Source organism: Ancylobacter tetraedralis (assembly GCF_014195655.1).
Lineage (GTDB): Bacteria > Pseudomonadota > Alphaproteobacteria > Rhizobiales > Xanthobacteraceae > Ancylobacter > Ancylobacter tetraedralis.
Genome location: NZ_JACICD010000007.1, coordinates 1 through 14621 on the forward strand (window position 1 = coordinate 1; position 14621 = coordinate 14621).

The 14621-nt window shown below is 66.3% G+C and carries 12 protein-coding genes, 1 tRNA gene and 1 pseudogene; 13 read left to right on the plus strand and 1 reads right to left on the minus strand.

Features of this window, described 5'->3' with window-relative positions:
- The first annotated feature begins 131 nt into the window (after nucleotides 1–131).
- The 6 genes from FHS55_RS16970 (at nucleotide 132) to FHS55_RS16995 (ending at nucleotide 4080) form a co-directional block, all read left to right on the plus strand.
- On the plus strand, nucleotides 132–554 hold the full coding sequence (locus FHS55_RS16970) for a tripartite tricarboxylate transporter TctB family protein (protein WP_343056260.1): 423 nt from the start codon (nucleotides 132–134) through the stop codon (nucleotides 552–554).
- 16 nt (nucleotides 555–570) lie between these two features.
- The gene (locus FHS55_RS16975) at nucleotides 571–2070 is read left to right on the plus strand and encodes a tripartite tricarboxylate transporter permease (RefSeq protein WP_183190981.1); all 1500 of its coding nucleotides are present in this window, start codon (nucleotides 571–573) and stop codon (nucleotides 2068–2070) included.
- 107 nt (nucleotides 2071–2177) lie between these two features.
- Nucleotides 2178–2253: transfer RNA gene (locus FHS55_RS16980), tRNA-Lys, on the plus strand.
- A 379-nt stretch (nucleotides 2254–2632) separates the two neighbouring features.
- Entirely contained in the window at nucleotides 2633–2761 is a 129-nt protein-coding gene (locus FHS55_RS23755) for a hypothetical protein (RefSeq protein ID WP_281379715.1), read from the plus strand.
- 70 nt (nucleotides 2762–2831) lie between these two features.
- Entirely contained in the window at nucleotides 2832–3116 is a 285-nt protein-coding gene (locus FHS55_RS16990) for a hypothetical protein (RefSeq protein WP_183190982.1), read from the plus strand.
- 73 nt (nucleotides 3117–3189) lie between these two features.
- Nucleotides 3190–4080 carry a transglutaminase family protein gene (locus FHS55_RS16995; RefSeq protein ID WP_183190983.1) on the plus strand — a complete coding sequence of 297 codons (891 nt, stop codon included), beginning with the start codon at nucleotides 3190–3192 and terminating at the stop codon, nucleotides 4078–4080.
- A 69-nt stretch (nucleotides 4081–4149) separates the two neighbouring features.
- On the opposite strand, the gene FHS55_RS17000 is transcribed toward FHS55_RS16995, so the two are convergent.
- On the minus strand, nucleotides 4150–5247 hold the full coding sequence (locus FHS55_RS17000) for an alkene reductase (protein WP_246340227.1): 1098 nt from the start codon (nucleotides 5245–5247) through the stop codon (nucleotides 4150–4152).
- Between the two features lie 315 nt (nucleotides 5248–5562).
- Between FHS55_RS17000 and FHS55_RS17005 the strand changes: the two genes are divergently transcribed.
- The 7 genes and pseudogenes from FHS55_RS17005 (at nucleotide 5563) to FHS55_RS17040 (ending at nucleotide 14611) form a co-directional block, all read left to right on the plus strand.
- Nucleotides 5563–6855, plus strand: a complete 1293-nt coding sequence (locus FHS55_RS17005; RefSeq protein WP_183190985.1) for a nicotinate phosphoribosyltransferase — start codon at nucleotides 5563–5565, stop codon at nucleotides 6853–6855.
- 369 nt (nucleotides 6856–7224) lie between these two features.
- The gene (locus FHS55_RS23845) at nucleotides 7225–8721 is read left to right on the plus strand and encodes an SH3 domain-containing protein (protein WP_183190986.1); all 1497 of its coding nucleotides are present in this window, start codon (nucleotides 7225–7227) and stop codon (nucleotides 8719–8721) included.
- A 133-nt stretch (nucleotides 8722–8854) separates the two neighbouring features.
- Nucleotides 8855–9856, plus strand: a complete 1002-nt coding sequence (locus FHS55_RS17015; protein ID WP_183190987.1) for a Gfo/Idh/MocA family protein — start codon at nucleotides 8855–8857, stop codon at nucleotides 9854–9856.
- Nucleotides 9857–9869: 13 nt separating this feature from the next.
- Nucleotides 9870–11039 (plus strand): DegT/DnrJ/EryC1/StrS family aminotransferase, encoded by a 1170-nt coding sequence (locus tag FHS55_RS17020; protein WP_183190988.1) that lies wholly within the window; start codon nucleotides 9870–9872, stop codon nucleotides 11037–11039.
- A 79-nt stretch (nucleotides 11040–11118) separates the two neighbouring features.
- Nucleotides 11119–11688 (plus strand): annotated as a pseudogene (locus tag FHS55_RS23545) (Uma2 family endonuclease).
- Between the two features lie 33 nt (nucleotides 11689–11721).
- The gene (gene murJ / locus FHS55_RS17035) at nucleotides 11722–13266 is read left to right on the plus strand and encodes a murein biosynthesis integral membrane protein MurJ (protein ID WP_183190991.1); all 1545 of its coding nucleotides are present in this window, start codon (nucleotides 11722–11724) and stop codon (nucleotides 13264–13266) included.
- Between the two features lie 139 nt (nucleotides 13267–13405).
- Nucleotides 13406–14611 carry an efflux RND transporter periplasmic adaptor subunit gene (locus FHS55_RS17040; protein WP_183190992.1) on the plus strand — a complete coding sequence of 402 codons (1206 nt, stop codon included), beginning with the start codon at nucleotides 13406–13408 and terminating at the stop codon, nucleotides 14609–14611.
- Nucleotides 14612–14621 lie beyond the last annotated feature (10 nt).

Genomic DNA, 14621 nt, shown 5'->3' on the forward strand with positions numbered 1-14621 from the left:
CGGGCCACCCACCCGGCGACGCGCGCGTCGCCGGGTGGGCTTCATTCGTGACGATCTCGGGGAAAGTCCGCGCATGACGCGTTTCGTGAAGAATCCGAAAGGATGTCGCCAGCGGCCTCCTGCTGATCGGGCTGGCCGCATTCTTCGCCTGGCAGGCGATGGACCTGCCAATGGGCCGGGCGATCCGCATGGGGCCAGGCTATTTTCCGATGATCCTGGCCGGCCTGCTGGCGCTGCTCGGCCTCATCGTGCTCATAAGCGGGCTGGCGGTGCCCGCCGGGGAAAGCCACGCGATCAATTTTGCCGGCTGGCCGTGGCGCTCGCTGGCGCTCGTGACGCTGGCGGTGGTCATTTTCGGGCTCGGCATCCGCCCGCTGGGGCTCGGCCCGTCCATGGGGCTGGCGGTTTTCCTCTCCGCGCTGGCGAGCCGCAAGTTCAACCTCCTCACCGGCCTCGCCTCGGCGCTGATCATGGTCGCGTTCTCGTGGGCGGTGTTCATCAAGGGGCTCGGCCTGCCGCTGCCCCTGCTCGGGCCCTGGCTCGGCGGCTATTGAATCGGGAGCGGGTATCTTGGAAATCTTCGATAATCTCGCCCTTGGCTTCTCCGTCGCCTTCACCTTCCAGAACATTTTCTACTGCTTCCTCGGCGTGCTGCTGGGCACGCTGATCGGCGTGCTGCCCGGCCTCGGGCCGGTGCCGACCATCGCCATGCTGCTGCCGATCACCTTCGGCCTGCCGCCGGTGGCGGCGCTCATCATGCTGGCGGGCATCTATTACGGCGCGCAGTATGGCGGCTCGACCACGGCGATCCTCATCAACCTGCCGGGCGAGAGTTCCTCGGTCGTCACCGCCATCGACGGCTACCAGATGGCGCGTCAGGGCCGCGCGGGCGCGGCGCTGGCCACGGCGGCGATCGGCTCGTTCGTCGCCGGCTCGGTGGCGACATTCCTGCTGGCGGTGTTCGTGCCGCCGCTGGCCGACCTCGCCTTGAAATTCGGTCCGCCGGAATATTTCGCGCTGATGGTGCTCGGCCTCGTCGCCTCGGTCGCGCTGGCTTCCGGCTCGGTGGTCAAGGCGCTGGCGATGGTGGTGCTCGGCATCCTGCTCGGCCTCTCCGGCCAGGATGTCTATACCGGAGCGCCGCGTTTTACCTTCGACATGCTCGAACTGGCCGACGGCATCGAGTTCGTGGCGCTCGCCATGGGCGTGTTCGGCATCGGCGAGATCGTGCGCAATCTGGAGGACGAGCATACCCGCACCGTGATGGTGCAGAAGGTGAAGGGCCTGCTGCTGTCGAAGGACGATATCAAGCGAATCATCGGGCCGATCCTGCGCGGCACCTTCCTCGGCTCCTTCCTCGGCATCCTGCCCGGTGGCGGGGCGATTCTCTCCTCCTTCGCCGCCTATTCGATCGAGAAGAAGATCTCGCGCCATCCCGAGCAGTTCGGCCGGGGCGCCATCGAAGGCGTGGCGGCGCCGGAATCGGCCAACAATGCCGGCGCGCAGACCTCGTTCATCCCGATGCTGACGCTGGGCATCCCGTCCAACCCGGTCATGGCGCTGATGATCGGCGCGCTGATCATCCAGGGCATCGTGCCGGGCCCCAATGTGGTGAACGAGCAGCCGAGCCTGTTCTGGGGCATCGTCGTGTCGATGTGGCTGGGCAATCTGATGCTGGTGGTGCTCAACCTGCCGATGATCGGCATATGGGTGCGCCTGCTCACCGTGCCCTACCACATCCTGTTTCCGCTGATCGTCGGCTTCTGCTGCATCGGCGTCTACAGCGTGAACAACAACTCGATCGACGTGTTCACCATGGCCGTGTTCGGCCTCGTGGGCTACGTGCTGGTGAAGCTCGACTGCGAACCCGCGCCGCTGCTGCTCGGCTTCATCATCGGGCCGATGCTGGAGGAATATCTGCGCCGCGCCATGCTGATCTCCCGTGGCGACCCGACCGTGTTCTTCACCCGGCCGATCTCCGCCACCATGCTGGCCCTCGCCATTCTGGCTCTTGTCGTTGTGCTGTTGCCGTCGGTCCGCAAGAAGCGCGAGGAGGCCTTCAAGGAATAGGTATCCACAGGCACGTTGGGGAAAGATGGATCGCCTGGCCGGTCCCTATGGACAGGCCAGAATCCCTTTGCTACATGACCACTCGTTCGCGAGGCCACGGCCCGCGAGGGCGCATAGCTCAGTTGGTAGAGCAGCTGACTCTTAATCAGCGGGTCCTAGGTTCGAGCCCTAGTGCGCCCACCATCATTCGGTTCTCCGGATCTGGTGGATTTTCGGTGGGATGGCATTGCGTCCCATAATTCACTCCCCGAACGAACGTGCTTGCGAATATACAAGCCTTGTCGCGCTGGTGCAGCGAACGGGCCTTCCGTAGCGCCGGGCCTTCCATAGCGCGAGGAAGGCGGGCGCGCCCGCATCGTGGCCGTCGGGACACGCGCACTGCCTTCACGTGCATCCGGGGACCATCGTTCCCATATAGGCAGACGGGCGGCGGCGGACGACGCTCCGGAAAACCCGCCCGCCCCAGGAGGATCGCACCATCAACCATTCTCTTTCGCTGATCTGCGCCCATTGCCACCGCTGCGGCCGTCGCTCGGCATTAGGACAGGGCGACGCGAAGCTGTTGCCTGCCGCCGATACGGCCGAGCCGCCGCCGCGGCTGCGCTGCGACATGTGCGGGGGGCGGCGTGTGACGCTGTTCAACGCCAGCGGCCCGGTGGAGATGCTGGCCTTCCTTTCCGGCCGCATCTGAGCCCGCCGCCGCGAACCAATCCTGCACTGGTGCGTTTAACACCGGATATCCGGGTTCATGGAGCGCGATCATGGCAGACGAAGAAGGCATTCCCAACGGTCTGGGCACGGCATCGGGCGAGACGCCCGAACACCCCGCTCATGTCCCACATTCGGAGCCGGGGCCGGCGCAAGCGGCGAGCCAAGCGGCCAGCAAGGGGCGCGTGAACGCCGTCCGCAGTCTGATCCAGATGTCGCAGCGCTCGCATTCCGCCGCCGGTACGATGGCGGTGGGCACGCAGCGGCGCTATTCCTTCAAGATGATCCTTGCCGCCGCGCTGGCCGGCTATGCCGTCGGCCGCCTGATGACGCGCTGATCGACTCAACCATCCACGACGTCAGCCCGCCCCGATGGCGGGCTTTCGCCTGACTAGACCTAGGAAAACGCGCATGCAGACCCTCGTGGTGCGTCACGTCACGCAGTATAATTACGCCAACCCAGTCGATTTCCAGCGCCATCGCCTGATGCTGCGCCCGCGTGACAGCCATGACCTGCGCCTTGTCGGCGCGGAACTGTCATTGTGGCCGCATGGCAATGTGCACTGGTTGCACGATGTGTTCGGCAATTCCGTCGCCGTGGTCGATTTTCTTGAGCCGTCGAACCAGCTGAAAGTGGAAAGCGTGCTGACGCTGGAGCGCTTCGGGCTCGGCGGGCTTGCCTTCGAAATCGAGCAAAACGCGAAGGAATATCCCTTCGTCTATTCGCCCGATGATCGCATCGATCTCGGCCGCATGCTCGATTGCCACTATCCCGACCCCGGCAACGACCTTGCCGAGTGGGCGAACAGCTTCGTCGCCGCACGCCCGACCGATACGATGGCGCTGCTGAGCGACATGAACACCGGGATCTTCAAGGGGTTCGCCTATCAGCTGCGCCACGAGCAGGGCACCCAGACCCCGCTGGAGACCCTGCGGCTGGGCAGCGGCTCCTGCCGCGATTTCGCGCTGCTGCTGATCGAGGCGGCGCGCGCGCTCGGCTTCGGCGCGCGCTTCGTCACCGGCTATCTCTACGATCCGGCGCTCGACAGCGATGCGCCCTCGGTCGTCGGCGCGGGGGCCACCCATGCCTGGGCCGACATCTACCTGCCGGGCGCGGGCTGGATCGAGTTCGATCCCACCAATGGCACCATCGCGGCCGATAATCTGATCCGCGTCGCGGTGACGCGCGATCCCAGCCAGGCTGTGCCGGTGGCCGGCGGCTTCACCGGCCTGGTCGGCGATTATCTCGGGATGACGGTCGACGTCTCGGTGCGCGCGCATCACGAACCGCTGGCGGCGTGATCCGTCGTCAAGAGCTGCGTTAAAAAGGGCCGCCTCTAAAGGGCGGCCCTTTCCATGTCGGGGCGTGCGTCAGGCGTCGGTCGTCTCAAGGGTGGGGTAATCGACATAGCCCTTGGCGCCGCCGCCATAGAGGTGGTCGCGGTCCAGTTCGTTGAAGGCGACGCCACGGCGCAGGCGCTCCACCGCATCCGGCGAGGAGATGAAGGGCTTGCCGAAGGCCACGAGGTCGGCCTTGCCGGCGGCGATCACTTCCTCCGCGAGCGCCTTGTCGTAGCCGTTATTCACCATCCAGGTTCCGCTGAAGCGTTTGCGCAGAGCCTCGAAGTCGAAGTCCGGCGCAATGTCGCGCGGGCCGCCGGTGGCGCCCTCGATCATGTGCACATAGACCGGGTGGAGGCTCTCCACCACATCCAGCACGTGGTTGAACAGCGGCTGCGGGTCGCTGTCCGACAGGCCGTTCGCCGGGGCGACCGGCGACAGCCGGATACCGGTGCGGGCCGCGCCGATTTCGCCGACCACGGCGGTCAGCACTTCTTTCAGGAAGCGCGTGCGGTTCTCGATCGAGCCGCCATAGGCATCGGTGCGCTTGTTGGCGCCATCGCGCAGGAACTGGTCGATGAGGTAGCCATTCGCGCCGTGGATCTCGACGCCGTCGAAACCGGCGCGGATGGCGTTGGCAGAGGCCGTGCGGAAGTCGTCGACGATGCCGGGAATCTCTTCCAGCGTCAGGGCGCGGGGTTCGTCGACCTCGGCGAAGCCATTATTCACATAGGTCTTCGTCGCGGCGCGGATCGCGGACGGGGCGAGCGGGGCGGCCCCGCCGGGCTGCAGCGAGCTGTGCGACACGCGGCCGACATGCCAGAGCTGCACGAAGATGCGCCCGCCCTTGGCATGGACCGTGTCGGTGATGCGCTTCCAGCCCTCGACCTGAGCTTCGGTGAAAACGCCGGGCGTGTCCTGATAGCCCTGGGCGGTAGCGGAGATCTGCGTCGCCTCGGTGATGATGAGGCCGGCGCTGGCGCGCTGGCCGTAATATTCGACGGCGAGCGAGGAGGGGACGAGCCCGGCTGCCGCGCGGTTGCGGGTGAGCGGGGCCATGACGATGCGGCTCGACAGCGTGATGTCGCCGAGGCGATACGTGTCGAAGAGGGAGGGGGTGGCAACCAAGATCGGCTCCTGTCCGTTGTGCATCTGTTCCGTAGCCCGATACGGGCTTTCCCCCTGCCACTTAAGCACTGACGCCGAGGTTCCAAGGGGCAAACGCACGCTGTCGTGGTGCCGACATGAATGGCGGGTGGCCTGCCCCAGCGGAAGATCGGGTGCGCCGGGCTCCTGTGTGCCGTGGCGGCCGCCCCGCGCCGGAGCGTCGTTTGGAATTATGCTCAATCCATTGAAACGAGAGCATTTTCCTGTCGTCCGGGTGATTTCGCCCGCGCGCAAAAGGTTCTAGAAGGAGTTCTCGGGCAACGGGGCCTTCTGTGCATGATCGACATCGCGACGCGCGTCTATAATCACACGTGGAAGATCGACCCGATCGTGCGTTCGGTGCTCGATACGGATTTCTACAAGCTGCTGATGGCGCAGACCATTTACCGGCGCCACTTCAATACCCGCGTCACATTCGGCATCATCAACCGCACGCAGACCGTGCGCATCGCCGATTTCGTCGACGAGGGCGAGTTGCGCGAGCAGCTCGACCATGTGCGCTCGCTGACGCTGACGCGCGGGGAATCCACCTGGCTGCGCGGCAACATGTTCTACGGCAAGCGGCAGATGTTCTCGCCGGACTTCATCGCCTGGTTCGAGCGCTTCCGCTTTCCCGCCTATCATCTGGAACGGCGTGAGGGGCAGTACGAGCTCACCTTCGAGGGGCCGTGGATCGAGACCACGCTGTGGGAAATCCCGGCGCTCGCCATCATCAACGAGCTGCGCTCGCGTGCCGTGCTGCGCAGCATGGGCCGGTTCGAACTGCAGGTGCTCTATGCCCGGGCGATGACGCGGGTGTGGGAGAAGGTCGAGCGGCTGAAAAGGCTCGGCGAGGTGAATGTCGCCGATTTCGGCACCCGCCGCCGCCACGGCTTCCTGTGGCAGGACTGGTGCGTGCAGGCGATGATGGAGGGATTGGGCGAGCGCTTCATGGGCACGTCCAACTGCCTCATCGCGCTGCGCCGCGAGGTGGAGGCGACCGGCACCAATGCCCATGAGCTGCCGATGGTCTATGGCGCGCTGGCCGATTCGGACGCCGATCTGGCCGAATCACCCTACAAGGTGCTGTCCGACTGGCAGAAGGACTATGAGGGCAATCTGCGCGTCATCCTGCCCGACACATTCGGCACCTCGCATTTTCTCGCCCACGCGCCCGACTGGGTCGCCGGATGGACCGGAATCCGCATCGACAGCAAGGAACCGATCGAGGGTGGCGAGGAGGCGATCGCCTGGTGGCGGGCCCGCGGGCAGGACCCGACGCGCAAGCTGGCGATCTTTTCCGATGCACTCGACATTGGCGACATCGAGCGAATCTATCGCCATTTCGACGGCCGCATGCGCATGGGATTCGGCTGGGGAACGCTGCTGACCAATGATTTCCGCGGCTTCGCGCCGGAAGGCCGGCTCGATCCCATCTCCATCGTCTGCAAGGTGATTTCCGCCGACGGACGCCCGACGGTGAAACTTTCTGACAATCCGACCAAGGCCATGGGACCGGCCGACGAAATCGCCCGCTATCAACGGGTTTTCGAGGCGTCGCCGCAGAACGCCCGCGCCCAGACGGTGTGAATAACACCTTAAACGGGAGGTAACCCGATAAATACCAGGCGGAGGTTGTGCAATCGGGCCCATAGTTGCCGCAATCGGTGGCCAATTTGAAAAATCAGTGTTGTGGCTTTCTTGCATCAAGCCCGGATCTGCCGTTAGTGTGGTGTTCGGAGCGTGCGAGTCAGCAAGGTGAGTATTGGTGAGGGGTTCCGATGCGGCCCGTCCCAGAACCGGAAAGTAACGCATGCGAAGTGTTGATCCGCGCGTGACCGAGAGGGCGATCTTCGGCGCAGCGATGCGTCAGCGGTCGGCAGCCCGATCCGAGGCCGAGACCTTCCAGGCGAAGCGTATGCGTTTCTGCCCAATCGTTTTTTCCGAAACGCCGGTAGAGTGATCAGCGCCATGTCGATGTCGTCGCAGGAGCCGCGCGGTCAGGGTCTTTCGTCATCGCTTGTCAGCGATTTCCGGGCCATTTTGAACTCTCTCGAGCAGGAGAAGGTTTCCCGCTCCACCGAGCCCGCCGCAGAGCCGCCCGCGCCGGAGAGCGGCGAACCGCAAGCCCTCTCCGCACATTCTGCTCCGGCAGAGCCCGCGCCCGCGCTGGCCGCTGAACCCGTTCCGGCCCGGCCGGCTGCCCAGCCGCCGCGTCGTTACGCACCGAGCGAGCGCCCCGCACCGATGGCCTATTCGGAGTTGCGCAGCCGGATTGCCGCGCTGGGCGACGTGAAAGACATGTTCCCGGCCCGCCCCGCCGCCGAGGCCGCGCCCGTCGTGGCGCCCGCCGCGCGAATCACCGAGCCGGCCCCGCGCGTCGTCGAGGAATTGCGCGCGCCCGAGCCGCGGCCGGCGGAAGCCCATCCGCCGGTAGCGCCGGCCCCCCGTGCCGCCCCGTCGGCCCCGCGTGCCGCCCCCGCCGCTGCCCTGTCCGAAGCGTTGGAGCCGCGTCGGCGCGGCTTCGGCGCCGCCCGCCGGAGCGATTGCGACGTACCGGCCCGTCGGCGTCGCAGCGCCAATTCGAGCGAGGCTATCACCTGGCAGCGCGTGGGTGTGCTGGTGGCATGCATGGTGGTCGTCGGCGGCGGTGCCGTCGCGCTTCAATCGGTGGTTGGGCGAGACGAGACGAAAGTCGCCGCCGACGCGATCGGCAATGCCGCCATCGCCAGCGTCGCCCCTTCCAGCGGGGCCAGCCTGATCAGCCCGGCGGTCGCCGCTTTCGATCCGGTGTCGCCGCCGGCCGAGCCGAAACCCGAGCCCGCTATGACGGCGGTGGCTGCCGCACCGGATGTCGAGCCGGAATATGAGCCCGAGACCGATGCGGAGAGCGCCGCCGATGCTCTTGCCTCCGTGCAGAAACCGATGCTGCGCAATGCCCGGCCGGTGTTCAATTCCTCGGATCTTCCCGAATTACCGGCCAGCGTGACCGCCTTCGCCCCCGGCGGGGCCAACATTGCCGGCGCGGCGAGCGAGCCAGCGGACGCCGCCACGATCGCCGCGCCGCCCAAGCGCGCGCCCGTTCCCCCTCCCGCCCCGGTCAAGCACGCCGCTGCCAAGCCTGCCGCGAAGCCGGCCGAGACGGTCGCGGCGGCGGCTGGCGCGCCGGCGGATGCCGCGGGCGAAGAGCCGGATGTATCCGGCGACGCGGCCGACTCTCAATCCGCTTTTGGCGGCGATCCGGTTGGCGTGGTGGCACTGCGCTCGTCCGTCTCCATGCGTACCGCGCCGAAGCGAAACGCTTCGGTGATCTCGAACCTGCCGGCGGGCCAGAAGGTGGAACTGGTGGGCTGCACCAGCTGGTGCGAAGTGATCGTCGAGGGCAAGCGCGGCTACGTCTACAGGAGTTACGTCGACCAGAAGTCACTCCAGCAGGCCGACGCCGCGCCGGAATGAGCGGTTTCGCCGTAACATCTTGAATCATTTATTGAAGCGACGTCGGCGGTGAATGCGCCGCCCGCGCTCGCCTCCCTCCGGACCGCGTGTTAGACCCCGGTCACGGTAAATTACCCACTCAAGGAAACGATTCATGGCTCAAGGCGAGGCTGCGACGAGCGCTCCCATTCGCATCGGCGTCGTCGGTGTCGGCGTCATGGGTTACAACCATGCGCGTGTGCTGAACGACCTTCCCGGCGCGCAGCTCGCCGGCATCGCCGACCCCGATGTGGTCCAGCGCGGCAAGGTCGCGGCGATGCTGGGCTGCCCGGCTGTGGCGGATGTGGACGAGCTGTTCGCCCTCGGCGTGGATGCTCTGGTCGTGGCGGCGCCCACCCATCTGCACCACGATGTCGCGATTGCCGCCATCGCCGCGGGCAAGCATGTGCTGGTGGAAAAGCCGATCGCGCCAACCGTGGCGGAGGCGCGGGCCATTGTCGACGCCGCCGAGCGGCAGGGCGTCGCCCTGATGGTCGGCCATGTGGAGCGCTTCAACCCGGCGGTCGAGGCGATCAAGAACGCCATTCGTGGCGAGGAAATCCTCTCCATCGGCATTACCCGCGTCGGGCCGTTTCCCCCGCGCATGTCGAATGTCGGCGTGGTGATCGACCTCGCCGTGCACGACATCGACCTGATCTGCCATTTCACGGGATCGCAGATCGCCGAGATCCAGCCGCAGGTGAAGGCGGCGGTGGCGGACCGCGAGGATATCGCGCTGCTGCAGTTCCGCACCGCCAACGGTGTGCTGGCGCATATCAACACCAACTGGCTGACGCCGTTCAAGGCGCGCACCGTGCATGTGGCCACGCGCAACAAGTATGTCATCGGCGACCTCTTGACCCGGCAGGTCACGGAGTGCTTCGACTACAAGCCCGATGGCAGCTATTCGATGCGCCATCTTCCCGTCGCCTATGCCGAGCCACTGCGCGTGGAACTGACCCGCTTCCTGGAAGCGGTGCGTGGCGAGCGCGGGCCGGCGGTGTCCGGCGAGGATGGCGTCGCCGCCATCGCCACCGCCATTCGATGCCTGGAAAACTTCCCGACTGCGAAATCGGTCGCCGACCCCACGCCGCTGCGCGTGGTCGCTGCCGGCTGAGCGAGGAACCGACATGAACACGCATGTGAAGACCGAGAGCGCCCCCGTGTCCCTCGCGCCGATTCCCTTCATCGATGTCGCCTCTCAGCGCGCCCGGCTCGGCTCGCGCATCGACGAGGCGGTGACGCGGGTGCTGAACCATTGCCGCTTCGTGAACGGCCCGGAAGTGACCGAGCTGGAGACCAAGCTCGCCGCCTTCGCTGGCGCCAAGCATGCCATTTCCTGCTCCAGCGGCACGGATGCGCTGGCCATGCTGCTCATGGCCTGGGGCGTGAAGGCCGGGGATGCGGTGTTCTGCCCCTCCTTCACCTTCTGCGCCACCGCCGAGGTGGTGCCCTGGGTCGGTGCCACGCCGGTCTTCGTCGACGTGCTTGAAGATACCTTCAACATGGACCCGCGCAGCCTCGAGGCGGCGATCACGGTGGCGAAGGAAAAGGGCCTGACCCCGAAAGTGGTGATCCCGGTCGACCTGTTCGGCCAGCCGGCCGATCTCGACGCCATCGAGGCGATCGCGCGGGAACACGGGCTGAAAATCCTGTGCGACACCGCACAGGGATTCGGCGCCACCTGGAACGGCAAGCGCACCGGATCCTTCGGCGATGCGACGGCCACCAGCTTCTTCCCGGCCAAGCCGCTTGGCTGCTTCGGCGATGGCGGCGCGGTTTTCACCGAGGACGACGACCTCGTGCCGGTGCTCAAGAGTGTGCGCGAGCATGGCCAGGGCGTCGACAAATACGAGAACGTGCGCATCGGCATGACCGGCCGACTGGATACGATCCAGGCCGCTATCCTGCTGGAGAAGCTCAGCATTTTCGAGGACGAGATCATCGCTCGCCAGCGCGTGGCCGCGCGCTACAACGAGGCGCTGGCCGATGTTGCCATCGTCCCGTCGGTGGATCCGCGCGCGACCTCGATCTGGGCGCAGTACACGATCCGCCTGCCGGAAGGTGTGCGCGACGCTCTCGGTGCGGCGCTGCAGAAGGAAGGCGTGCCGACGGCGGTCTATTACCGCATCCCGATGCACCGCCAGCCGGCCTATGCGCACTATCCCTCCGCCGGCAACGGTCTGCCGGTTTCCGAACGCCTGTCGGGCGAGGTGATCAGCCTGCCCATGCACGCCTATCTCGACGAGGCGAGCCAGGACCGGGTGATCGCGGCGGTGCGGCGCGCGCTGGGGAAATAGCTCTTCCCCCCTGCATTTTTGGTACGATGAACCGGAACCCTCCAGGAGCCGGTCGATGGCCCCGCCCGTACTGAAGCGCATGACGCCGGAAGAGTTCTATCGCTGGCCGGGAGAGGAAGGCGTCCGCTATGAATTGGTGGACGGTTTCCCGCTCAAGGTGATGAAGGGCGCCAGTCAGCGCCATGACGCAATCACGCTGAACGTGTTGGCCGCCCTACGTCAAAAACTGCGCGGGTCGCCCTGTCGCGCGAATACGGCCGATATCGCTGTCGTCACTCTGTCGGGCAATATTCGGTGACCCGATGCTCTGGTCGATTGCGGCGTCCGGCTGGACACCGCCTATGAGGCGAGTTCGCCGCGTCTTGTCGTCGAGGTGCTCTCGCCCTCGACGCGGCAGACCGACCTTGGTCGCAAGCTCGAAGAATACAAGGCACTGCCCGCGCTCGCCTATATCCTGCTGGTCGAGCCGGATGTGCCGAGCGTGCTGCTGTGCTGGCGGGCACCCGGCGATGGGTGGGAGCTGGCGGCGGTGGAGGGGCTGGCGGGCGTCGTCGGTCTTCCCGGCATCCGCGCCGAACTGGCCATGGGCGAGATTTACGAGGATGTGAGCTTTCCAGACCCGCTGGCGGGCGAGGGTGGGCTCCGTTAGGTTCCGCCACCTCACAGCGTGGCCGGGCCTTTCATGATTCGCAGCATCTTCTCCGTCGGTGGCTGGACGCTGCTCTCGCGGCTGACCGGCTTCGTGCGCGACATCGTCATGGCGGCCATCCTCGGCGCCGGGCCGGTGGCGGATGCGTTCTACATCGCGTTCCGCCTGCCGAACCATTTTCGCTCGATCTTCGCCGAGGGGGCGTTCAATACCGCCTTCGTGCCCGCCTATGCGCGAGTGAAGACCGTCGAGGGCGAGGCGAATGCGCGGCGCTTCGCCGATGGCATCCTCACCGCCGTCGTCCTCGTGCAACTGGCGATCCTCGCTTTGGCGCTGGTGGCGACCGACTGGGTGGTGCGCATCCTCGCGCCCGGATTGGTGGACGATCCCGAACGTTTCGCGCTCACGGTCGATTTCACCCGCATCACCTTCCCTTATCTCGGGCTGATCGCGGTGGTGACGCTGGTCGGCGGGGTGCTCAATGCCAATGACCGCTTCTGGGCGGCGGCGGCCGCGTCCATTCTGCTGAATGTCGCCATGGTCGGGACGCTGAGCGCGGTCGGCCTGTTTCCCAGCGCCGGGGATGCGGCGGCATGGGGCGTGCTGATCTCGGGATTTCTCCAGCTCGGCCTGCTGGTGTGGGATGCGCAGACGCACGGGCTCGGCCTGCGCTTCGGCCGGCCGCGGCTCGATCCGGAAATGCGCCGTTTCCTCCTTGCGCTGGGGCCGGCGATCATCGGTTCGGCGGGCACGCAGCTGGCCATCTTCGCCGATACCATTATCGCCTCCTATCTGCCGCAGGGGGCGATCGCGGCGCTGTTCTATGCCGACCGGATCAACCAGCTGCCGATCGGCGTGGTGGGCATCGCGGCGGGCATCGTGCTGCTGCCGGAAATGTCCAAGCGCATCGCCGCCGGCGATGTCGATGGCGCCCGCCATGCGCAGGCCCGCGCCATCGAACTGACCATTCTGCTGGTTCTGCCCTTCCTCGCCGCCGCACTGGTCATCCCCGAGATCATCATGCGCGGCCTGTTCCTGCGCGGCGCGTTCACGGACGAGGCGGCGACCGCGGCCGGGGCGACGCTGGCCGCCTATGGTATCGGGCTGTTGCCCTTCGTCGTGATGCGCGCCTTCATGTCGCCCTTCTATGCACGGGGCGACACGCGCACCCCGGTCATGGCGACGCTTGGCGCGGCGGCGGTCAATATCGCGCTCAAGATCTGGCTGATGCACGATCTGCAACAGGTCGGGCTGGCGCTGGCGACCTCGGCCGGCGGCTGGATCACGGTGCTCGTGCTGGCATTCCTGGCGCACCGGCGGGGCTATGAATGCGGCGATGCCGCGCTGGCGCGTGTGCTGCCGCGCCTCGCGATGATCGCGCTGGCCATTGCCGTCACGCTGTATGTAACCGGCATTTACGGGCCGATACTGACTTACCGTCTGACGCGAGGACAGGATATCGCCCTGCTGGCCTTGTGCATTGCAGCGGGCGGGGCCGTCTATGTGGGGCTTACCGGTGTGCTGATCGGGCCTGGCTACCTCAAAGGCTTGTTGCGAGCCCGCCCGACGCGCCCGTAAGGTCTCTGTTTTATTGCTTACGCGTTGCAGCAAAATTTGCTAATCGGTCATCGCCAGTCGTTTCCGTGGCGGATCGGGACGCGGCGCACGACTTCGGAGCGGGACCGGAGTTTTACCTCGCTGTCTCGGAGATGGTCGCATGTCAGGCGCGTTGCCGCGTTTTTCCTTCGTTGCTTTCGCGCTTGGTGCCCTGGCGCTGGCGGGGTGTTCCGAACAGAAGGCGGCGCAGCCGGCGCCGCAGGCTGTGCCGGTCACCGTGGCCAAGCCCTCTACCCGCGAGATCACCGACTATGACGAGTATGTCGGCCGCTTCGCGGCCATCGACTTCGTCCAGGTCTATGCGCGCGTTTCGGGCTATCTTCAGAGCATCAATTTCACGGACGGCCAGCTGGTGAAGCAGGGCGACCTGCTGTTCACCATCGACAAGCGGCCCTTCCAGGTGGCGCTCGACCAGGCGCAGGCCAATCTGCAGAAGGCGCAGGCCGATCTCGACTTCGCCCAGTCCGACCTGCAGCGCGCCCAGACGCTGATCGACGACAAGACCTCCAACGCCATCTCCAAGCAGGCCTACGACCAGCGGCTGCAGACCGAGCGCACCGCCCGCGCCAGCGTGACGGCCGCGGAGGCGGCGGTGCACGCCGCCCAGCTCGATGTCGAGTTCACCGACCTGCGCTCGCCCGTGACCGGGCGCATCGGTGATCGCAAGGTCTCCGTCGGCAATCTCGTCACCGGTGGTGCCGGCGGCGCCAACACCAACACGCTGCTCGCCACCATCGCCTCGCTGGATCCGATCTATTTCGAGTTCACCTATGACGAGGCGTCCTACCTGCGCTACCAGCGCATGGCGAAGGCCATGGGCGATGCCAGCAAGGCGATCCCGGTGCGGCTCGGACTGATCGACGAGAAGGGCTTCCCGCATGAGGGCGCGCTGAACTTCGTCGACAACCAGATCAGCGAGACCACCGGCACGATCCGCGGCCGCGCGCAGTTCGCCAACCCGGACGGCGTGTTCACGCCGGGCATGTTCGGCCGCATCCAGGTGCCGTCCTCGGCGCCGCATGAGGCGGTGCTGGTGCCGGATGTCGCCATCGGCACCGAGCAGACGCGCAAATTCGTCTACGTGATGCAGCCCGGCGACGAGCCGCAGGTGCCGCAGATGAAATACGTCACCCTCGGCCGCGTCTATGACGGCCAGCGGGTCATCGTGAGTGGCATCAGCAAGGATGATCTCATCGTGGTCAACGGCCTGATGCGCATCCGCCCGGGCGCCAAGGTGATCGGCAAGCCCGATCAGCCGGCAGCGGCCGCTGCGGCTGCCCCCGCCGCCGCCAAGCCCGCCAACTGAACGCGGGAGC